We start from the raw sequence: 22386 nt of genomic DNA on the forward strand, positions 1-22386 counted from the left end.
ATTGTGCGTTAATTTCTATTGGTCATCTATATTTTCTTTGTTAGTTTGATTTGAAACAGCACTGATGAAAATACTGCTTTAGGCTATTTTCTAAGAATGTAACAACAAAAAATATTGCCTATGGAGAGGTTATGAACACAATGTCAAATATTCATTCGACGACGGCTAAATTATTAATTCATGGAAAATTTACCGAATCAAATACTACTGAGTGGCAAGACATTCTAAATCCCGCGACCCAAGAGGTACTTGGTCGTGTCCCGATGGCAACTCTAGACGAAGTTGATGCTGCTATTGCTGCTGCACAAGAAGCATTTAAAACTTGGCGTTTCACACCAATTCAAGCTCGTATGCGGATCATGCTGAAACTGCAAGATTTGATTCGTGACAATATGAAAGATATCGCACGTGTCTTGACCGCAGAACAAGGTAAAACTTTAGCTGATGCAGAAGGTGATATTCAACGTGGTTTAGAGGTAGTTGAACATGCTTGCTCGATTGGTACCTTGCAAATGGGTGAATATACTGAAGGTGTAGCTCGTGGTGTAGATACTTATACCTTGCAACAGCCATTGGGGGTATGTGCTGGAATTACCCCATTTAATTTTCCTGCCATGATTCCACTATGGATGTTTCCAATGGCGATCGTTTGCGGTAATACCTTTGTTCTTAAACCGTCTGAACAAGATCCATTATCAACCATGATGCTAGTTGAGTTGGCATTACAAGCTGGTGTACCTGCTGGTGTACTCAATGTAGTACATGGTGGCAAACAAGTGGTTGATCGTCTATGTACGCATCCAGACATTAAAGCCATTTCATTTGTAGGTTCAACAGCAGTAGGAACGCATGTCTATAACTTAGCAGGTCAGCATGGTAAACGTGTGCAATCGATGATGGGAGCAAAAAACCATGTTGTGGTAATGCCAGATGCCAATAAAGAACAAACGTTAAATGCTTTAGTCGGCGCTGCTTTTGGTGCAGCTGGACAACGTTGCATGGCATTGTCAGTTGCTGTCATGGTCGGTGAAACTAAACACTGGGTGGATGAGTTGGTTGAAAAAGCCAAAACACTCAAAGTGAATGCAGGGCATGAACCGCAAACAGATATTGGTCCTGTGATCTCTCGACGTGCAAAAGCTCGTGTTATAGATTTGATTAATAGTGGTATTGAACAAGGTGCACAACTCTTACTTGATGGTCGAGATGTGCAAGTACATGGCTATGAAAAGGGCAATTTTGTTGGTGCAACCATATTCAACCAAGTCACTACCGATATGCGTATCTATACTGAAGAAATTTTTGGCCCTGTTTTAGCCATTATTCATGTTGATACGCTTGAACAAGCCATTGAATTGGTTAATGCCAACCCATTTGGGAATGGTGTAGGATTGTTTACTCAAAGTGGTGCAACAGCACGTACTTTCCAAAGCACCATTGATATTGGTCAAGTGGGCATTAATATTCCAATTCCCGTGCCGGTTCCATTCTTTAGCTTTACAGGGTCAAGAGGTTCAAAATTAGGGGACTTAGGACCTTATGGTAAACAAGCAGTACAGTTCTATACTCAAACCAAAACCATTACCAGTCGTTGGTTCGAAGACACACAAGAAAAAGGTGAAGTGAATACCACCATCAGCTTGCGTTAATACAGGAGTTCAAGGATGAATATTGCATTTATTGGTTTAGGTAATATGGGCGGTAAAATGGCCCATAATTTACTCAAATCAGGCTTGACAGTTTATGGCTTTGATTTAAGTGATATTGCAATCACACATTTCACCGAAGCAGGTGGAATCGCCTGTGATAGTCCGCAGGCAGCAGCAGAAAATGCAGATGTCGTAATCACTATGCTGCCAGCAGCAAAGCATGTTAAAGAAGTGTATTTGGGGGAAAATGGGGTACTTACTGTCCTTAAACAAGGTAGCTTATGTATTGACAGTAGTACCATTGATCCGCAAACCATTAAAGACATTGCTGCAATTGGTATAGATCAAGGGATTCAAATTTGCGATGCACCTGTTTCAGGTGGCACGATCGGCGCTCAAGCAGGTACACTGACCTTTATGGTGGGAACTGATGATAAAGCCTTTGAACAAGTAAAATCTGTGCTTGCACCCATGGGCAAGAACATCGTGCACTGTGGTGAAGTGGGTGCAGGGCAAATTGCTAAAATTTGTAATAATCTCATTTTAGGCATTTCAATGGCCGCAGTGGCTGAAGGCATGGCGCTAGGGGCTAAACTCGGTATCGATGCACAGGCGTTGGCAGGTGTAATCAATAGTTCCAGCGGTCGTTGCTGGAGCTCGGAAGTGTGCAACCCGTGGCCGGGTATTTCAGCCAATGCACCCGCTGGACGCGGTTATAGTGATGGATTTGCCTCTCAACTGATGCTTAAAGATTTGGGTTTGGCTGTAGAAGCCGCAGGTCAAGTCAAACAACCTTTGCTTTTAGGCGGTTTGGTACAGCAGCTTTATCAGCAATTGTGTATGCAAGGCAATGCTCAACTCGACTTCTCAAGCATCATTCAGCAATATTTGCCTAAAGAAGCTTGATCATCAGTCGAAGCATAGTTAATTTCACCACCAATGGGTGGTGAAAAATCCATAGATTCACTCGTGTCATGAATAACAATAAATCCAGGCCGGAGTATATAATATGTTGAATTATCAGGATGTTGCTAAAAAATTTGATTTAGATAGTGTTGTTAAAGAAATGCTCTCAGGATCAGTTGATCAATTGAATGCCTGTTATGAATGCTGTGACCGACATGCGGAAGCAGATCATGAAAAAGTTGCGCTATATTGGCAAGGTAAAGATGGTCGTAAAGAACAATATACCTTTACTCAACTGAAAAAATGGTCGAGTCAGTTTGCCAATTTTTTAAAGTCACAGGGTATTCAAGCTGGTGATCGTATTTCGGGTTTATTACCAAGAACTCCCGAATTATTGGTGGTGATTCTAGCTGCTTGGAGAATTGGTGCAGTCTATCAACCGCTGTTTACTGCATTTGGGCCAAAGGCGATTGAACATCGAGTTCAGCTGGCAAAAAGTAAATTAGTCGTGACTGATATCGGCAATCGTAGCAAACTGGATGAAGTTGCACAGTGTCCACAAATTATGACCGTCGCTGATCAACAGGGTCATGGTGTACAACAAGGCGATTTAGATTTTTGGAAAGAACTCAATCAACACGCTGAGCACTGTGATCTAGTCATGCAAAGCATTCAGGATCCATTTTTACTGATGTTTACCTCAGGCACCACTGGACCTGCAAAACCTTTAGAAGTCCCACTCAAAGCATTAATTGCTTTTGGTAACTATATGAAAGATGCGATCGGCTTACGCGCAGATGATGCATTTTGGAATATTGCTGATCCAGGTTGGGCGTATGGACTTTATTACGGTATCACAGGACCTTTGTTGTTAGGTCATGCCACTTTGTTTTATGAAGGTGGTTTTAGCATAGACAGTTTATGTCAAATTATTGATGATTATAAAATTACCAATTTGGCAGGTGCACCTACAGCATATCGGATGATGATGGCCGCAGATTCCACTCAAATGGCACAACTAAAGGGTAAATTTCGTGTTGTGAGCAGTGCAGGAGAACCTTTAAATCCAGAAGTTTTTCGTTGGTTTAAGCAAGTGCTTGATGCACCTATTTTTGATCATTATGGACAGACTGAGGTGGGCATGGTGGTGTGCAACCATCATGGTTTAAACCATGACGTCCGTGCTGGCGCTGCTGGTTTTGCCAGTCCAGGTTATCGTGTCGCTGTGGTGGATGATCAAGGGAATGAGTTGCCTGCCGATACCGCTGGAATTTTAGCGGTAGATATCAGTCAATCACCGATGATGTGGTTTGGTGGCTATAAAGAAAGTCGTAAATCACCGTTTATCAAAAATTATTATTTGACCGGTGATACTGCTGAATTACATACAGATGGGAGTATGAGCTTTGTTGGACGTAGTGATGATGTGATTACCACCTCTGGATATCGTATTGGACCTTTTGATGTAGAAAGTGCATTACTTGAACATGAAGCAGTGATTGAAGCCGCTGTTGTTGGAGTACCAGATCCAGAGCGAACGGAAATCGTTAAAGCTTTTGTGATTTTGGCAGAAAATAAAATACCATCTGAGGAATTGGCTGAACAACTTGGACAATTTGTCAAAAAACGTCTGTCTGCCCATGCTTATCCAAGACAAGTAGAATTTGTCAATGAACTGCCAAAAACACCAAGTGGCAAAATTCAACGCTTTTTACTGCGTAATCAAGAGATTGCTAAACAACAATTAAACGCATAAAGCTGGTGAGTAGAGTCCTATATAGAGCAATCTTGCCGAATGTAGGACGTTTAATGATGCTAAGGAATCTGAAATGCAATTTACTGAAGAACAATTATTGATTCAGGACATGGCGAAAAGCTTTGCCAAAAAACAAATTAAACCGAATGCAGCAGAATGGGATAAACATAGTATTTTCCCAAAAGAGACCTTGTCACAAATGGGGCAATTAGGTTTTATGGGGATGCTGATTTCAGAGCAATGGGGTGGTTCAGATACCGGCAACTTAGCCTATGTCCTTGCACTTGAAGAAATTGCGGCGGCCGATGGCGCAACCTCCACCATTATGAGTGTACATAACTCAGTCGGTTGTGTTCCGATTGCTAAATTTGGTAGTGAAGAACAAAAACAAAAATATTTATTACCTTTGGCGCAAGGTGAAATGATTGGTGCTTTTGCATTGACCGAACCGCATACAGGCTCTGATGCAGCAGCGCTGAAAACCCGAGCTGTCAAAGATGGTGAGGACTGGATTATTAACGGCGCAAAACAATTTATTACTTCAGGAAATAATGCTGGTGTAATTATTGTATTTGCAGTGACCGATCCAAGTGCTGGTAAAAAAGGTATCAGTGCCTTTATTGTACCACGGGAAACTGCGGGCTATGAAGTGATTCGGACTGAAGAAAAACTGGGATTGCATGCTTCAGATACCTGCCAAATTGCATTGACTGATGTGCGGGTACATAAAAGCTTAATGTTAGGTCAAGAAGGTGAAGGGCTTAAAATAGCACTGTCTAATCTTGAAGGCGGTCGTATTGGTATTGCTGCGCAAGCGGTGGGTTTGGCACGTGCGGCCTTAGAAGAAGCCAGCAAATATGCCAAAGAACGGATTACTTTTGGAAAGCCGATTTTTGAGCATCAGGCAATCGCCTTTCGTTTGGCCAGTATGGCAACAGAAATCGAAGCAGCTCGTCAATTAGTCCATCATGCCGCACGATTGAAAGAAGCAGGCAAGCCCTGTCTTAATGAAGCCTCTATGGCAAAATTATTTTCCTCTGAAATGGCAGAGCGTGTGTGTTCAGCAGCTTTACAGGTCTTCGGCGGATATGGTTATTTAAAAGATTTTCCAATTGAACGGATTTATCGTGATGCCCGTATTTGCCAAATCTATGAAGGCACTAGTGACATCCAGCGCTTGGTGATTGCGCGAAGTTTATAAATAGATTCAATCGCTGTGTATCAGATGATGGGATAAAATAGATAAGGAAATGAATATGCAATTTGAAACAATTTTACTGGAAAAACATAAAGGCGTAGGCTTAATTAGACTCAATCGTCCAAAGGCTTTAAACGCATTAAATTCAAAATTAATTCAAGAAGTGAATTTAGCTTTAGATGATTTAGAAAAAGATCAGAAGATTGGTTGCATGGTGCTGACTGGTTCAGAAAAAGCCTTTGCAGCAGGTGCTGATATTAAAGAAATGGCGGGATTGAACTTTCCCAATATTTATTTTGATGATTTTTTTAATCTTGCTGATCGAATTGCACAACGCCGTAAACCTTTAATCGCTGCTGTCAGTGGCTATGCCTTGGGTGGTGGTTGTGAGTTGACACTGATGTGTGATTTTATTTACTGTGCGGATAATGCCAAATTTGGCTTACCTGAAGTCACTTTAGGCGTGATTCCTGGCATTGGGGGGACGCAGCGTTTAACCCTTGCCATAGGTAAAGCCAAAGCGATGGAAATGTGTTTAACCGCTCGACAAATGGGGGCAATTGAGGCAGAACTGAGTGGTTTAGTTGCCCGCGTCTTTAGCCCCGAAGAGCTTTTAACCCAGACTTTAAGTGCTGCTGAAAAAATTGCTGAAAAATCATTGGTGGCGACAATGATGATCAAAGAATCAATTAATCGTGCCTTTGAAGTGAGTTTAGCGGAAGGTTTACGTTTTGAACGACGAACCTTTCATTCAATTTTTGCTACTTTGGATCAAAAAGAAGGCATGCAAGCCTTTGTTGATAAACGCCAAGCCAACTTTAAAAACCAATAACAGGACGGAGATGGGATGAATACTGAAAATCATTTAATCGTCGAACAGCACGCAGCTCTGGGTGTGATTACCTTAGATCGAGTGTCCAGCCTGAATGCACTGACTTTGGATATGATCAATGGTATCCGTACACAAGTTGAAACTTGGCAAAATGATGCTGGCATTCAAGCGATACTGATCAAATCCAATAGCCCAAAAGCATTTTGTGCAGGTGGTGATATTCGTTATCTTTACGATTGTTATCAAAATGGTACAGATGGACATAAGTGCTATTTTATCGCTGAATATGACATGTTGAATAGCATTCGCGCGTCAAAAAAACCAGTTGTGGTATTGTTAGATGGCTATGTATTAGGCGGCGGTTTTGGTCTGGCACAAGCCTGTCATATTATTATCAGCAGTGAAAAATCACGGTTTGCCATGCCTGAAACGGCGATTGGTTTCTTTCCTGATGTTGCCGCAACCCATTTCTTGTCGCGTTTAGATGATATTGGGGTTTATCTGGCAACCACAGGCGATCAGATCAGCAGCAGTGATGCCTTGTATTTAGATTTGATTGATTATCATGTTCCTAGCCAACAGTTTAATGCTTTATTCGATGCCCTGAGTCAATCAAGCAACTTAAGCAAAGATAAGATCGAACAGATAATTTCTAAATTTATTACCCGTCCTGTAGCAAGTGAACTCAGTACATCCGTTGAAAACATTCGGAAGCATTTTGGCTTTGAAAATTTGCAAGATATTGAAAAAAGTCTTGAAAATGAAAAAGATCAACAGCATAAAGCTTGGGCAAGTAAAGTCCTAAGCACTTTGCAACAACGTTCTTGGCTGGCGAAAAAGACCAGTTTAAGACTGCAATACTTAGGACGGGGATTGTCATTACAACAATGTATGCAACTGGAACGAAATTTACAGGATATCTGGTTTGAACATGGTGATATTCTTGAAGGTGTACGTGCATTAATTATTGACAAAGATAAACAGCCGAAATGGCAACAACAGAATGCGACTCTAGATAAAATCTTGGCTGAATTAGGTTAATATTTTTAATGCGTATATCAGTTTTGTTTTTACAAACATTCAGGTACTTTTAATGGCAACAAAAAAGGAAATCATGTGATTTCCTTTTTATTTTACAATGATCAAAAACCAACTATAAATCAATCTTATCATATATAGCATTGGCTTTATCTGTGATTGCAGTCATATGGATTGCACCATGAATCATTCCTGCTAGAAAATGAAATTTCACCGAGACACCAGCATTTCTCAATCTTTCAGCATATTGTTCGCCATCATGACGCAGTGGATCATATTCACAGACAAAAATTTTTGCCTCTGGTAAGCCTTGTAATGACTGTGCCAGTAGGGGGCTCACCAACTCATTGGTTTTGTCAGAATCACTATTTAGATATTGATCCCAACAATATGTCATTGTTGCAGTGGTTAAGCCATAGCCATCTGCATAAGTTTCATAGGATGTGCCATGCATCGTAGCATCTAAGGCTGGATAAAATAGCAGTTGTTGACTAATCTGGATTTCTGGATGCGCATTAGCGAGTAAGCATGCAGCCGCTGCAAGATTGGCGCCCGCACTATCACCACCCACAGCAATACGATTTTGATCAAGCCCTAAACTTAAAGCATGTTCTTGAATATAACGAAGTGCTGTAAAAAAATCTGTCAGCGGTACTGGAAATTTGAATTCAGGCGCTAGGCGATAATCCACTGAAAAGATAACATGCTGTGTTGATTCTGCCAGTAAACGGCATGAACGATCCCATGCATCTAAACTCCCCAAACACCATCCACCGCCGTGGGCAAATACTAAAGCTGGATTGCTTTGTAGCTGCACCATAGCATAGGGCGTATATACCCGAACTTGGATTTGAGCTTGATCAGAGGTTGTGACCCAAAAACTGGATTGATAGCTGGGATCTTGCTCAATACCTTGCTGTTGTATGATGTCCTGGTTTACCTGCGCTCTTAATTCACCAAGCGTATTGGCAGCTGTTGCAGCAGGTCTAGTGTTAAGCCAGTCTGCAATTTGATGATCTAAAGGCATCTTATTGCTCCTATTGGAGAAATTCTAAAATCAGGGAACAAAATGCTTCGGGTTGTTCCTCCATAATAAAATGACCACAATCTTTCACAATTGCACTGGTTAAATGCGGTGCAACTTTTTTCATTGTTTCATAAGGTGCATCATTGGTTGCCTGTTCTGCACCAATTGCCAATACAGGCATTTCTAGATTTTTAGTTGCGCGGATTTTATTTTGACGAATAGTTTCGGGGATTGAGCGATAGTAATTAAAACCTGCCGTTAAACGTCCCGATACCTTATAAGCCTCAATATACGTTTCAGCAGCGACTTTATCTCTATGCCATGACCACTTATCAAAAATATAATTAAGATAAGTCTCTTCACGTCCACTGACCAAAGCTTCAGGTAAATCCATCACTTGATTAAACATAAAATGCCATAGAAAAATATTTTCATCAGGCGAAACAAAAATAGGCGGTGGCGTTGCCAATCCGGGAATAACGGCTTCAGTCACGGCCAGAGAAGTAACAGATTGGGGAAAATCAGCTGCAAGTGCATAAGCAACCCACATCCCGATATCGTGACCAATCACTGAATAGCGATCATGTCCAAGTTTTGACATTAAGCTGGATAAAATTGTCGCAATTCGCCCGGTATCATAACTCCCATTCAGCGGAACAGAATATCCCGTTCCCGGTGGATCTACAGCAATTGCCTGATAACCGTTGGCCGCCAAGACACGCATCACATTTCGCCATGCGTACCATGTTTGTGGCCAACCGGGGATAAGTAATACGACAGGACCACGGCCTGTAGAGACATAATGAAGTTTTTTACTGTCTATATGAATGTAATGATGCTGAAATTGATCGACTAAATTTTCATGTGTTGTAATGGTTGTCATAGTGAATTCCAATCGCTGCCTTAGATACCCAAAAGTTGATTTATTTGCAATTGATTGACAGGCGCTGCGGCAAAATCATCAAAGGTTTTATCAGTAACATGAATAATATGTTGTTGAATAAACTCAGCACCTTCACTTGCACCATCCTCTTTATTTTTTAAGCAACATTCCCATTCCAAAGTTGCCCAGCCCTGATAGTCGTTATGTGTCAATTTTGAGAAAATTGCTTTGAAATCAACCTGACCATCTCCAGTTGAACGGAATCGGCCTGCACGATCTCCCCAATTTTGATAGCCCCCATACATCCCTTGGCGTCCTGTCGGATTAAACTCAGCATCTTTAACATGAAACATCCGAATAAAATCTTTATAGATATCGATGTATTCCAAATAATTCAGTTGTTGCAGAATAAAATGACTCGGGTCAAAAAGAATCTGACAACGTGGGTGGTGTTGTGTTCGTTCTAAGAACATTTCAAAGGAAATACCATCATGTAAGTCTTCACCAGGATGAATTTCGTAACACAAATTGACATTATGTTCATCACAAGCATTGAGGATCGGCATCCAACGACGTGCAAGTTCATCAAAAGCGGTTTCAATAAGTCCAGCAGGGCGTTGAGGAAAAGGAAAGATATAAGGCCATGCCAGTGAACCTGAAAAAGTTCCCATATCTTGTAAACCTAAACGGGCAGATGCTTGAACAGAAGCCAACATTTGTTGTTCCGCCCATTGAGTTCTAGCTATTGAATTTCCATGTAAATGTGAAGGTGCAAAACCATCACACAAAGCATCATAAGCTGGATGTACAGCCATAAGTTGACCAAAAATATGCGTTGTCAACTCACTAACTTCTAAACCATTATTTTGTAAAACCCCTTGTATTTCATCGCAATAATCTTGGCTTGTGGCTGCTAAATTAACATCAAATAAACGCTTATCCCATGCTGGCAGTTGTACAGCTTTAAAGCCTTTATCGGAAACCCATGCAGCAATGCTCTCTAAATTATTAAATGGGAAAATATCATCACTGAATTGTGCGAGATGAATACTTGGACCTTTGATGGTTTGCATAGCTAAACTCAATTAGTTGTCGATTGACAAACAATAGGCTTTCTTTTGAATAAAAACAACAAGTTTTTAAAAAAGAATCTGAAAAAGGGCAGCCTTTCCAACAAATCCTATTGATTTATTTGCGAAATTTATTTTTTCGAATGATAATAAAAAATACTAAATCGGATTGAAGCGTCGTTATGGCTGGTAGACCAAGAGAATTTGATAGAGAAAAAGCACTGATTCAAGCGCGTGATTTTTTCTGGCAACATGGCTATGAAGGGACTTCGATGTCAGATTTAGTCGAGGTCTTAGGTATTGCTTCAGCGCGTATTTATAAAGCCTTTGGCTCGAAAGAGGCGTTGTTTCGAGAAGCTGTTATACATTACGAAGAAAATGAAGGCGGCTTTGCGATCCACGCTTTACAACAAGCAAATATTAAGGATGCGATCAGCCAATTATTTCAAGATGCAATCAAACTTTATACCCAGAATAAACATTCATATGGCTGTATGGTTGTATCATCTGCAAGTGTATTAAGTCAGGAAAATCAAGGTCTTTTAGACTGGATGAAGCAACAACGTATTGAACGTGGTCAAAGTCTGGTTAAGCGCTTTAAACAGGCGAAAGCAGATGGACAATTATTAGAACATGCCGAACCTGAAATATTAGGGCAATATTACGGACTAGTGCTACATGGATTATCTGTTCAAGCTAGAGATGGTTATTCAGAACAAATGCTTTTGCAAATCATCGATTTTTCCCTTAAAAATTTAGATCAATATCTGGTTTCATCTTCAAAAGCTTAGGCATAGATCAGCAGTAACAATGTATAAGTGATGCATTGTTAACAGGTATTGAAGCAAGTGGTTGGTATGATTACTTCGAACATGTAAATGCTGCGGGGACAGAAGGTGATTTCCAGCAACATCTTGATGCTTTAGCAAAGTTTTAATTTTTCTTCTAAGATGCATATTTATTTTTAAGGTCATATCAAGGTGTTCTTTAAAGCTTAAATATCTTATAGAAATGCTTGTTCAATCGAAGAAAATTGTGAATACTCATGCGCATAAATTTAGGCTGTAAAATTATCTTTTGGGGTTAGACAATTACTGTGAAAACGTATCCATTTTCTCGTTTACAAAAAGCATTATTGGCAGTTGGTTCATTTTCATGTCTAGGGCTAAGTTCAGCATTGGCACATGCTGATACTGAAAAAGATACCCAACAACTTAAAACGATTAAAGTAAGCGTTCAAACAATAGAAACAACACCAACTGCTTATTATCAACCCAAGGTAAATTTATCAGGATTTACTCAGCAAAATCTTGCTGAGATTCCTGCATCTATCAGTACAGTCACCGCGGAACGTATCGCTGACCAACATGCAAAAACCCTGACGGATGTTGTTAAAAATGATGCAGCCATCGGCGATGGCTATGCACCCATTGGTTATTATCCAAACTTTATTATGCGTGGCTTTAACCTGAATTTAGGGTCAAGTTATTTACTCAATGGTCATTTGTTGCGTGGCGAGCAAAATGTGGCACTAGAGAACAAGGCACAAGTTGAAATTCTAAAGGGTATAAGTGCAATCCAAAGTGGGATGTCAACACCGGGTGGTGTTATCAATTATGTCACTAAACGTCCAGAAGACATTCGTGCTATCACCGTTGAAGTGGATAGTCATGGTGGCAATCGTGTCGCAACTGACTTGGGTGGTTTGTTTGGAGACGATCAGCAGTTTGGTTATCGACTGAATCTGGCCAAAGAAGAAATTCATCCTTATGTTGAGCATGCAGATGGGAAGCGTTTGTTTGGTGCTTTGGCTTTAGATTGGGAAATTTCAGATCAGTCAAAATTAGAATTTGATATTGAATCACAGCATCAACGTCAGCGCTCAGTCGCAGGTTATCAGTTACTGGATGGTACCACTGTACCCACTGGCGTCAAATGGGACCGTTTACTTGGTTATCAAAGCTGGAGTAAACCAGTGACCAATGAAAGTCTAAATGCCAGCTTAAAATATATTTACCAAGTCAATGACCACTGGACAACAAATCTGTCTGCTTCACAAAGCCGTGTCGTGATTGATGATTATTCAGCATTTCCGTGGGGTTGTGGTAGCAGTATTTGTCAAACGACAAGTTTAGGTAATACCTTTGACCAAAATGGTAACTATGATATTTATGATTTCCGTAATCCAGACGACAGCTTCTTAACCAATCAATTTAAAGCAGGCTTAAACGGCAAGTTTAGCACAGGGGCTTGGCAACATAAGCTGAGTTTAGAACTGTCACATATAAGCAAACGGCATATACAATATAATGCAATCAACGAGCCTATAGTTAAGGGTTCTGAATCTACAGGAAATATTTATAATGATCCTATAACGTATGCGCCTACTGACAAAACTTTAGGTAAACATTATAAATCATTAGACAGTCAACAAACTGCATTGAACTTACTTGACCAGATTGACTTTAACGCTGAATGGTCAGTATTGTTGGGTGGCAAACTAATGCACTTAAATGAAAATGCCTATGATGAAGATGCAAACAACATCCGAGAGACCAATTTCAATCGTTTCTTACCGCAGTTTGCGTTGATGTATCAACCTTGGGAACAGACTCATCTCTATGCTTCTTATGCCAAAGGATTAAGTGATGGCGGACAAGCCCCTTGGTTTGCTACTGGTATTCCTGATCAAGGTATTGAAGGTAATGCTTTTAAAACGTTAGCACCGATAAATTCAACTCAGTATGAATTGGGTCTTAAGCAGCAGTGGCAAACATTACTGTTTACCGCGGCGTTGTTCGATTTAACCCAAGACAATCAATACACCAACGCAGACAAATACTTTGTCACGGATGGTAAGCAACATAATCTTGGTTTGGAATTGGGCTTACAAGGACGCTTAGGGCAAAATTTAGATATGACTTCTTCTTTAGCTTTAATTCGTTCACGTTTAAAAGAAATACAAGTGGCTGATTATCAAGGTCATCAAACTCAGAATGTACCAAGTGTTCGTTTTGCTAATCATCTATCTTATCGAGTACCACAAGTAGATGGCTTACGTTTATTGGCTGGCATGCAATACAGCAGCAGTAAATATGCCAATAAAACAGGTACAGTAAAAGTATCAGGCTATAGCGTGTTTGATGTAGGTACAGCTTATAACTTCCGTGCTTATGGTTATGACAATACGCTTCGATTTAATGTTGATAACGTGTTTAATAAAAAATACTGGCGCGATGCGGGGAGTTTCTTAGGCGATGACTATTTATTTCTTGGTGCACCACGTACAGCGCAACTCTCGTGGATTGTGGGTTTTTAACTAAACTAATTTAGTTATATCAATATTTTAATATTATTTCATAAGACTTTTTTAAAGCTAAAAATCAACATAAAATCCCCCTCATCCTTGCCTTCTCCCAAAGGGAGAAGGGATTTTCAATCACAATATGATTCACGCTACATGATCACTTTTTCATTTATGAAAGAGATTTATTTAAATAAATATCAAAAAAATAGATAGTACAAACCTAAAAATATAAATTGGATTTATTCTAAAAAATAACCAATTATAGAATTCTAAGCAATTTAGTAAGGAATGCTAAAAATGGACAAAAAAATTAGAGTTGCTGTGATTGGTGGCGGTATTGCTGGATTAGCACTCACCACTCAATTGTTCAAAAATAAACATTTAGATGTACATCTCTTTGAGTCCGCATCACAGTTTTCCGAGATTGGCGCAGGGATTTCGTTTGGTGCCAACGCAGTTAAAGCCATTCAATTATTAGGTTTAAGCCAAGAGTATGAATCTATTGCCGATCAGGTAAAGGCACCATACACCGATATTTGGTTTCAATGGCGTAATGGTTATACCGATGAGTATCTAGCTGCATCGATTGCGCCACAAGTCGGACAATCTTCGGTACATCGTGCAGATTTTCTCGATCGTTTAATTCCGTTGGTGCCTTTAACAAATGTACATTTTAATAAACGTGTACAAGAAATTGAGGCAGATGAAGAACAAGCGACAATTCACTTTATCGATGGTCAACATATTACATTTGATTATGTGATTGGTTGTGATGGAATTCGGTCAGTTGTTCGAAATCATGTGCTTGACTCTAATCAATTAGCGCGTGTTGAACCTCAGTTTTCAGGGACTTGGGCATATCGTGGAATTATTAAATTTCAAGATTTTAAGCAAGCCATTGCAAAACTGGGAAATGATGCAGAAATTGCCGATGTACCACAAATGCTTTTAGGGAAAGATAAACATATCTTAACTTTCCCAATCCGTCAGGGTGAAGAAATTAACATTGTTGCGTTTAAGTCAGATCGCACGCAAACTGTATTAGCAGAGAATACACCATGGACATCTCCTGTTTCAAAACAAGCCATGCTGGCTGATTTTGCAGACTGGAGCGAGAGTTGTAAGGCATTATTGGATCTGATCGACTCACCAACCATTTGGGCATTACATGAAATTCAACCTTTAGAAACCTATATAAACAAAAACAATAATGTGATTTTGATTGGCGATGCTGCTCATGCCATGTTACCGCATCAAGGTGCTGGTGCTGGACAAGGTTTAGAGGATGCTTTGATTTTAGCTAAATTATTAGAAAACCCTAGGTTGACATCTGAATCTATCAAAGCTGTATCGGAAATCTATGAGCAAGTTCGATTAGCGCGCGCCGTGAAAGTTCAAAATACCTCGCGTGAATCAGGTGAAATCTATGAGCTATATTCATCGAAATATCCTGATTTTGAATCAATAGGCCAACATTTGACACAGCGTTTTGACTGGTTGTGGCAGCATTCGCTTGAAAATGATATTCAGACAGCCAAAGCAGCATTAGCAAAACAACTACAGCACACTGAAATGACGACTTAAACAACAAAGATTACAAACAGGACAATATGACCAGGGAGGTCTATTATGCAAAGCATAAATGCAAATGAAATTATTGATCATGCCAAATTAAAAGCCATTCATTGGCGGGTGATTTTACTCAGTGCATTGATCATTATCTTTGATGGTTATGATCTAGTGATTTACGGTGTTGCTTTACCCAAGTTGATGGCAGAATGGAAAATTGACAGTATTACGGCTGGATTTCTGGGCAGTGTCGCCCTATTTGGGATGATGTTTGGTGCAATTATTTTCGGTAGCCTGAGTGATAAATTAGAAAGCTATGGATTCAGCCGTAAAAAATTAATTATTTTATGTATCTGTTTATTCAGTGGTTTTACTTTAGTTTGTGGTTATGCCAATAATCCACAAAGTTTTGGAGTTTTTCGGTTTTTGGCTGGTTTGGGGTTAGGCGGGGTCATGCCAAATGTAATCGCCTTGATGACTGAATACGCACCTAAAAAACTACGCTCAACCTTGGTTTCCTTAATGTTTAGTGGTTATGCAGTCGGTGGGATGTGTTCAGCTTTATTAGGAATGTGGTTAGTTCCGCAATTTGGTTGGAAAATCATGTTTATTCTAGGAGGCACGCCACTTTTACTCATTCCCATAATCTGGAAGCTGTTACCCGAATCGATTGATTATTTGGTGCGCCGTGATAAAACTGACCAAGCCATTGAGATCCTTAAACAAATTGACGGCAATATTACCTATACGTCTCAGACTCAAATTGGTCTTCATCAAGACAATCAATCTACCTCTAAAACCCCGATCAAGGATTTATTTGCAGAAAATTGTGGGATGGTGACACTCTTATTCTGGGGCAGCGTATTTATGGCGCTTGTACTGGTCTATGCTTTAGGTAATTGGTTGCCTAAATTAATGGTAGAAGCAGGCTATGACTTATCGACCAGTCTGGTTTTTCTATTGGCTTTAAATATTGGTGGAATGCTTGGTGCAATTTGTGGTGGCTACTTAGCGGATCGTTTTAATCTGGCAAAGGTATTATGCTCACTGTTTTTAAGTGGCGCGATCGCATTAATCTTACTGAGTTATAATTTACCAATGGTCATTCTTTATTTTTGTATTGCGGTTGCAGGTGCTGCATCAATTGGTGGGCAAATCTTATTATTGGCGTATATGTCCCAATTTTATTCATCCAATATTCGTGCAACAGGCTTAGGAATGGCTTTAGGTGTGGGGCGCTTAGGCGCAATTTTAGGGCCAATCTTATGTGGTTGGCTGTTAAGCTTAAGTCTGCCCATTAATTATAATTTTATCGCATTATCAATCCCTTGTATTATTGCGGTAATGAGTGTTTCAATGATTCGCTTACAGTTGAAAAAAACAAAATTGGCGGTGAAAGCGGTACAAATCTAAAAGTAGAGCAGGGAGGTCTACCTCCCTCATTCAATAGAGATATGACAATTGATTGATCTAAGTCTTATTAAAGTTTTTATTATCGTTTTTGAAACTAAAAATATTAGTCATGCAGCTGAGCGCCTCAATTTAAGCCAGCCATCTGTCACCTACAATCTAAATCGCCTACGTAAATTTTTAAATGATCCTTTATTTGAACGAGACAAATTTGGAGTCAAACCGACCAAGTTGGCACAAAGTTTATACCCGAGCTTTAGGCAAGCAATTACCGATATTGAAATGGCAGTTACAGCTTCTAAATACTTTGACCCAAAAACGTCAACTCGGATATTTCGTTTAGGCTTATCTGATTTGGGTGAAATATGTTTACTACCTTCTTTAATTCAATACCTTTCTAAAGAAGCACCATTTATTAAGGTGGAAATTGAAGAAATTCAATCGCATAAAGTAGAAGACTGGCTGACTGAAGGTTTTTTAGATGTTGCTGTATTCAATAGTAGTTATACCGTTATGCCTAAAATTGAATCACGTAATTTATTTGAAGAACGCTATATGTGCATTGCGCATAAGTACCATCCACGTATCAGGGATACACTGAGTTTAGAACAATATTTTCAAGAAAATCATGCTGCTATTAAGTCTTCAACGGGTCACATTGAAATTGATCAAAGGCTGAAGGAATTGGGCTTAAAAAGAAAAATCATGCTTGAGCTTCCTCATTTTAGTGTTTTACAAGATGTGGTGACCAGTTCTGAATTATTGGTGACCTTGCCTTCACGAGCAGCAAAAGTATATGCACGTAATGGTGATGTGAACATTTTTGAATTACCATTTTCAGTTAAACCCTTTAATGTGAGTACCAATTGGTATAACCATCGAGATGATATAGAAGCCCGAACTTGGTTTATACAAACGTTACAAGAACTTTTCCAAGCGTTGTAACGCCGTATTCTTATGAACAATGCGTTAAAAATTAGTGGATAGAGTCAGAACTATTCATTATTTAAACTATGCTTTTGCGTAATCATTTAGGATTAAAAATCTATTTATCTGGTCAAAAATAGAATACGATTCCAATCATCGATAAATCAGTCACTATTTTTAATTTACTTAAGTGAACTACATGAAATTACAGCTAGATAAATATGATCGTGGAATTTTGGAACTCTTGCAAAAAGACTGTACCTGTGCAATTGGTGATATCGCAGATCGTATTGGATTAAGTAATACCGCCTGTTGGCGACGCATTCATAAAATGGAAGAAGAAGGAATTATTCGCGCTAAAGTTGCTTTATTAGATCGTAAAAAGTTAAATATCAACGTGATTGTTATGGTTTTTATTAAAACAGCACAACATAATGCAGAATGGATTCAAAAATTTCACAATCATATCCACACAATCGATGAAGTTATAGAAGTGTATCGGATGGCTGGAGAGACTGATTATTTGTTAAAAGTCGCTGTACCCGATGTTCTTGAGTATGACAAAGTCTATAAAAAAATAATTCAAATTTCTGGTCTTACTGATGTGAGTTCGAGTTTTGCAATGGAGCAAATTAAGTATACAACTGAATTACCTTTAAATTTTCTTTGAGCATTGATTTTTTTCCATAAAAACCAAAGTCTTCAATAGTCTATATTTCTTTTAGGCTTTGATCTGTGAAATGCTTTTTACAAAGGAATCGAACTATCTCAATGACTATAGAAAGGTAAATAAGCCTTAAAAATTATTCAATAAAGCACTGAACATATCACTCAGCCAGATTATCAGTATTTACCTTATCATGTCATTAAGGGAATAAAATTCCCAGTAAATGTTAAAATACGGATTTATATTCTATATTTTTTAAAAAATAGTGATTTATTTAAAATAAAAATTCTATGGATTTTATCTATCATTGGTTGTAGAAATATTTCTTAGAAATCATGCTGGTGCTGCTATGAATCACTTTTGTACACAAGTCATAAATTTGGGAAGAACCCCTCAGCGTTTTGATGGTTTGGTGAATACACCTGTTTATCGAGGCTCAACTATTGTTGTCGATAGTTTTAAAGAATGGGAGGATCATAAGCAAAATGGCGGTGTTTATAAACATTATGGCCGTTTTGGTGCTGCTACAGCAAAGTCTTTTGAAAGTGCAATTAATGCATTAGAAGGTGGGGCAGGATGCATGGTTTTTCCATCTGGACTATCGGCTTGTACACATGCATTAATGGCATTCGTTGCAGCAGGTGATCACGTTCTGATTGCTGATAATATTTATGGGCCAACACGAAGTTTTGCAGACAGTATGTTGCCCAAACTGGGAATCCATGTTGAATACTTTAACTCATGTGATTTAAACGAGTTAAAGAGCAAAATTAATCAAAAAACCAGTGTGGTCTTTGTAGAGTCACCGGGTTCAATTACTTTTGAAATTAGCGATATTGCTTCAATCTCAGAAATAAGCCATGCTATGAATGCCAAGGTTTTAGTGGATAACTCTTGGGCAACGCCATTGTTTTTTCAACCTTTAAAACATGGTGCCGATGTCTCAATTCAGGCTGTCACAAAATATATTGGTGGGCATTCTGACATTCTCATGGGAACTGCAACAGCAAATGCAGCATCGATTGAGCAATTAAACAAAGTTGTGCATTTTTTTGGTGAAACGACAAGTCCAGATGATATTTATTTAGCTTCACGTGGATTAAGGAGTTTAGCTGTCCGCTTAAAACAACATGAAGAGAATGGCGTGATACTTGCTCATTATCTAAATGAACATCCAGCAATTGATGTGGTAAATCATCCTGCTTTAGCAATGAATCCATATCACAAACTATGGCAACAGAGCTTTTCTGGGTCTACAGGCTTATTTTCTTTTTATTTAAAACAAAACAATCCATGTTTTGTTGAGGCTTTCTTTGATTCTTTAAGGCTTTTCCACATTGGCTTGTCATGGGGTGGATTTGAAAGTTTGATTTTGCCAGTTGGAACGCCTTATCGAACTCAAAGTCATTTGCCTAGTCGTGGATATTTGGTACGTCTACATGCTGGACTTGAACATGTAGACGATTTAAAAGCGGATTTGGAGGAGGCACTAACTATTGCTCAGCGTGCGATAGCTTAATTTCATTATACATTATAGTAAAATGAGACCTTAAATATGCAATATAGCAAGACTATAGAAGAAACCCTCTAATAAAATAGAGGGTTTAATTTAAAATGTATTAAAAATTATAGCGGACACTTAATGTGGCATTTCTTGGTGTACCCCAATTCATTGAGTTTGCACCAATACCTTCGTAGTATTTCTTGTCAAAAATATTGTCAACGTTCAGCTGAAGCTTAATATTTTTATCAACTTGATAACCTAACATCGCACTAGCAAGTACAAAAGCATCTTGATCTATACGTGTATTTCCAGTACCCGTATAGTATTTACTCTTGTAATTTAAACCGAGTCCAGCACTCCATAGATCTACTTTATATTTCACAAATAGATTAGATGTTGTGCGTGAATTCGTTGTATTAACCTTTACACCTTTTGCATCTTTTGCTTCAAAATTAGCAATACCAAAATTAACGCCCCAGTGATCATTAATTTCACCATCTGCTTCGAACTCAAAACCTTTACTTTCAACTCCATCTACACCACGATAAGCTTGATCAGTGGTTAGTGCACCATTACGAACAATAAATCCTCCTGGTATCGCTTCAGCAAAATTAGATTGTTCAATGCGGAATACTGATAAAGCTGTGTTTAAACGTCCGCCAAACCATTCACTTTTTAATCCTGTTTCATAGTTTTTACCGTTCGCAGGATCTAGATATTGATCATTTACATCTTTACGGCTTTGCGGTTTAAATATGTCTGTATAGCTGACATAGACTGAGTGATCTTTTGCAAAATCGTAAATAGCGCCAATATAAGGCGTGACTTCGTTGTTAAATTCACGATTGCCTACACCATTTTCAGACTCATATTTCCAATTAGATAAACGTGTACCTACAATCACTTTTAATGGATCGAGAATTTGAAATTTACCAGAAATATAAGCCGAAGTTTGAGTCGTTTGATTCAGAGCATTTACACCATTCAAAATGACGGATTGAAGTAGTGGTTGTGCCATATTGTTATAGTCGAGCGGACCGCCTAAATACTTCTCGACTTCATTTTTAGTATTGGATCCCCCAAAAATATCCTTGGTCTTCTCGTTTTTGTTCCATGAACCACCAATAATTATTTCTTGTGGGCGGTTAAATAGTGTAAAAGGCACGTTGATGAAAAGATCAATATTATTTTCTTCATTGCTTGCTTCTGAGCCATATACTGAAACATTATCTGTGATTTTACCTGTCTTAGGATCAGGTTTATTTTTTAGTGGGCTGGTATTGGTTGCTTTGTTTACTTGACCGCCAGTGTAAAGCAGAAGGGTATTTACATCTTCTTTACGAAAGGTATATGCAACATTTAAATTAACATCATTGAATAAATTCTGTTTTAAATTGGCGAATACTGCTGTGGTATTTACATCCCAAAATGTCCAAGGTGCAGTTACCGTTAAGCTTCGATCAAAGTTAGTACGACTTCCATCATCATAAAATGCTGGAGTGCCTCCCCAGCGAATGCCATCACGTTGTAACTCTTGATAAGTTGCACCAAGTGACATACTAGTTTTATCACTCAAATCGTAATCAATCGCACCATAAAATACATTGCGTTCTTTTTCATAAAAATCCATAAAGGATTTTTCATCAGTATGTTTGACGAACATACGTCCACGAAGTGAACCATCTTCGTTCAGTGGCGTAGAGATATCCGCAGAGCTACTCCATGCATTCCAAGAACCGAGTGAAGTGCTCAGATTACCCGTCAACTCTTTTGCATTGGCATGTTTACGGACCATATTTAGTCCCATTGCAGGATTACCAGCACCTGTGGTAAGCCCATTTGCACCTTTAACAACTTCTACACGATCATAAATATCTAAATCAAGATCACCTGCACCTAAGTTTGTGGTACTCGGCATTCCATCTATTAAATAGTAATCGACCTGAAATCCTCGAGCATAAACAGACTGACGTTCATCGGTACGCGATGTTGAAACACCTGTAATCGTATTCATTAAATCTTGAAAAGAATCAATGTTTCGGTCATCTAAATATTCACGTGTTAAAACTTTGACAGATTGAGGTGTTTCACGAAGAGACAAATTTAATTTTGTTGAAGTATTTGTCTTTTTGGCTGTATAGCTTTGAGTTCCTTCTGTAATAGCTGAATTTTCGCTTTCTGCTTGTACTTTGATTGTTGGTAAAGCCACTGTTTCTGTTTTTTCTTCTGCATAAACAACAGATGGAATAGTTAAAGCCATAGAAAGTACTAAAGGATGCATTTTGAATGCATGTCTTAGAGGGAAGAAGGTGTACATAAGATAAATTCCATAATAAAAAATGCGCGCTATCGGGTTTTCTGTCTTTCTATTGCTTTAAACCTGTTACGGGCAAAAAAGCGTTACAAAAAGTAACATATGCACAATTAATTATCAATAATCATTCTCATTTATTTAGTGGAATTTTTATCATTACTATTTGCAAGATAATAGTTACATTTGATTTTGGGTTATAAACAATGCAATCGGAGATATTTTGAATTTTTGATATAGATAAAGTAATTATAGAAAAAATTAGATAATAGTAATATGTAAAGGATATTTTAGAAAATGATCAGTATCCGAATGCCTTGGATACTGATGGC

At 38.7% G+C, this 22386-nt stretch carries 18 protein-coding genes; 14 read left to right on the forward strand and 4 right to left on the reverse strand.

The features are described from left to right. Nucleotides 1–131 precede the first annotated feature (131 nt). The 6 genes from WFN33_RS01975 to WFN33_RS02000 all read left to right on the forward strand — a co-directional run bounded on the left by WFN33_RS01975 (nucleotide 132) and on the right by WFN33_RS02000 (nucleotide 7382). Nucleotides 132–1649, forward strand: coding sequence for a CoA-acylating methylmalonate-semialdehyde dehydrogenase (locus WFN33_RS01975; RefSeq protein WP_336951088.1), 1518 nt, complete (start codon nucleotides 132–134; stop codon nucleotides 1647–1649). A gap of 15 nt (nucleotides 1650–1664) precedes the next feature. Next, nucleotides 1665–2555 (forward strand): 3-hydroxyisobutyrate dehydrogenase, encoded by an 891-nt coding sequence (gene mmsB / locus WFN33_RS01980; protein WP_336951089.1) that lies wholly within the window; start codon nucleotides 1665–1667, stop codon nucleotides 2553–2555. Between the two features lie 103 nt (nucleotides 2556–2658). After that, nucleotides 2659–4311, forward strand: coding sequence for an AMP-binding protein (locus tag WFN33_RS01985; RefSeq protein WP_336951090.1), 1653 nt, complete (start codon nucleotides 2659–2661; stop codon nucleotides 4309–4311). 73 nt (nucleotides 4312–4384) lie between these two features. Further along, the gene (locus tag WFN33_RS01990; protein WP_336951091.1) at nucleotides 4385–5512 is read left to right on the forward strand and encodes an acyl-CoA dehydrogenase family protein; all 1128 of its coding nucleotides are present in this window, start codon (nucleotides 4385–4387) and stop codon (nucleotides 5510–5512) included. A gap of 55 nt (nucleotides 5513–5567) precedes the next feature. After that, nucleotides 5568–6341 carry an enoyl-CoA hydratase gene (locus tag WFN33_RS01995; protein WP_336951092.1) on the forward strand — a complete coding sequence of 258 codons (774 nt, stop codon included), beginning with the start codon at nucleotides 5568–5570 and terminating at the stop codon, nucleotides 6339–6341. 15 nt (nucleotides 6342–6356) lie between these two features. Continuing rightward, the gene (locus tag WFN33_RS02000) at nucleotides 6357–7382 is read left to right on the forward strand and encodes an enoyl-CoA hydratase/isomerase family protein (RefSeq protein WP_336951093.1); all 1026 of its coding nucleotides are present in this window, start codon (nucleotides 6357–6359) and stop codon (nucleotides 7380–7382) included. A 112-nt stretch (nucleotides 7383–7494) separates the two neighbouring features. Here the strand turns inward: WFN33_RS02000 and WFN33_RS02005 are convergent, their stop codons facing one another. The 3 genes from WFN33_RS02005 to WFN33_RS02015 are packed head-to-tail and all read right to left on the reverse strand — an operon-like array spanning nucleotide 7495 to nucleotide 10362. After that, nucleotides 7495–8406, reverse strand: a complete 912-nt coding sequence (locus WFN33_RS02005; RefSeq protein ID WP_336951094.1) for an alpha/beta hydrolase — start codon at nucleotides 8404–8406, stop codon at nucleotides 7495–7497. A gap of 10 nt (nucleotides 8407–8416) precedes the next feature. Continuing rightward, nucleotides 8417–9289: an alpha/beta fold hydrolase gene (locus WFN33_RS02010; protein ID WP_336951096.1), complete on the reverse strand. Its 873-nt coding sequence runs from the start codon at nucleotides 9287–9289 to the stop codon at nucleotides 8417–8419. 20 nt (nucleotides 9290–9309) lie between these two features. Beyond that, on the reverse strand, nucleotides 9310–10362 hold the full coding sequence (locus tag WFN33_RS02015) for a sugar phosphate isomerase/epimerase family protein (RefSeq protein WP_336951097.1): 1053 nt from the start codon (nucleotides 10360–10362) through the stop codon (nucleotides 9310–9312). A 179-nt stretch (nucleotides 10363–10541) separates the two neighbouring features. Here WFN33_RS02015 and WFN33_RS02020 point away from each other — a divergent pair, with 179 nt between their 5' ends. From WFN33_RS02020 to metC, 8 genes are all read left to right on the forward strand, one after another. Then, a complete protein-coding gene (locus WFN33_RS02020) occupies nucleotides 10542–11150 on the forward strand; it encodes a TetR/AcrR family transcriptional regulator (RefSeq protein WP_336951098.1) in 609 nt (202 codons plus the stop codon). A 35-nt stretch (nucleotides 11151–11185) separates the two neighbouring features. Then, a complete protein-coding gene (locus tag WFN33_RS02025) occupies nucleotides 11186–11296 on the forward strand; it encodes a DUF6616 family protein (RefSeq protein WP_336951099.1) in 111 nt (36 codons plus the stop codon). A 159-nt stretch (nucleotides 11297–11455) separates the two neighbouring features. Then, on the forward strand, nucleotides 11456–13678 hold the full coding sequence (locus WFN33_RS02030; protein ID WP_336951100.1) for a TonB-dependent siderophore receptor: 2223 nt from the start codon (nucleotides 11456–11458) through the stop codon (nucleotides 13676–13678). Nucleotides 13679–13963: 285 nt separating this feature from the next. After that, nucleotides 13964–15250 carry a salicylate 1-monooxygenase gene (gene salA / locus WFN33_RS02035; RefSeq protein WP_336951102.1) on the forward strand — a complete coding sequence of 429 codons (1287 nt, stop codon included), beginning with the start codon at nucleotides 13964–13966 and terminating at the stop codon, nucleotides 15248–15250. 45 nt (nucleotides 15251–15295) lie between these two features. Continuing rightward, the gene (locus WFN33_RS02040) at nucleotides 15296–16648 is read left to right on the forward strand and encodes an MFS transporter (RefSeq protein ID WP_336951103.1); all 1353 of its coding nucleotides are present in this window, start codon (nucleotides 15296–15298) and stop codon (nucleotides 16646–16648) included. Between the two features lie 48 nt (nucleotides 16649–16696). Beyond that, on the forward strand, nucleotides 16697–17590 hold the full coding sequence (locus WFN33_RS02045; RefSeq protein WP_336951104.1) for a LysR family transcriptional regulator: 894 nt from the start codon (nucleotides 16697–16699) through the stop codon (nucleotides 17588–17590). 181 nt (nucleotides 17591–17771) lie between these two features. Continuing rightward, a complete protein-coding gene (locus WFN33_RS02050) occupies nucleotides 17772–18242 on the forward strand; it encodes an Lrp/AsnC family transcriptional regulator (RefSeq protein WP_336951106.1) in 471 nt (156 codons plus the stop codon). Between the two features lie 346 nt (nucleotides 18243–18588). Continuing rightward, nucleotides 18589–19758: a cystathionine beta-lyase gene (gene metC / locus WFN33_RS02055; RefSeq protein WP_336951107.1), complete on the forward strand. Its 1170-nt coding sequence runs from the start codon at nucleotides 18589–18591 to the stop codon at nucleotides 19756–19758. Between the two features lie 100 nt (nucleotides 19759–19858). Here metC and WFN33_RS02060 read toward each other — a convergent pair whose 3' ends face one another. Continuing rightward, a complete protein-coding gene (locus tag WFN33_RS02060; RefSeq protein WP_336951108.1) occupies nucleotides 19859–22060 on the reverse strand; it encodes a TonB-dependent siderophore receptor in 2202 nt (733 codons plus the stop codon). Between the last annotated feature and the right edge of the window lie 326 nt (nucleotides 22061–22386).

It is taken from the genome of Acinetobacter sp. AS167, assembly GCF_037152175.1.
GTDB lineage: Bacteria > Pseudomonadota > Gammaproteobacteria > Pseudomonadales > Moraxellaceae > Acinetobacter.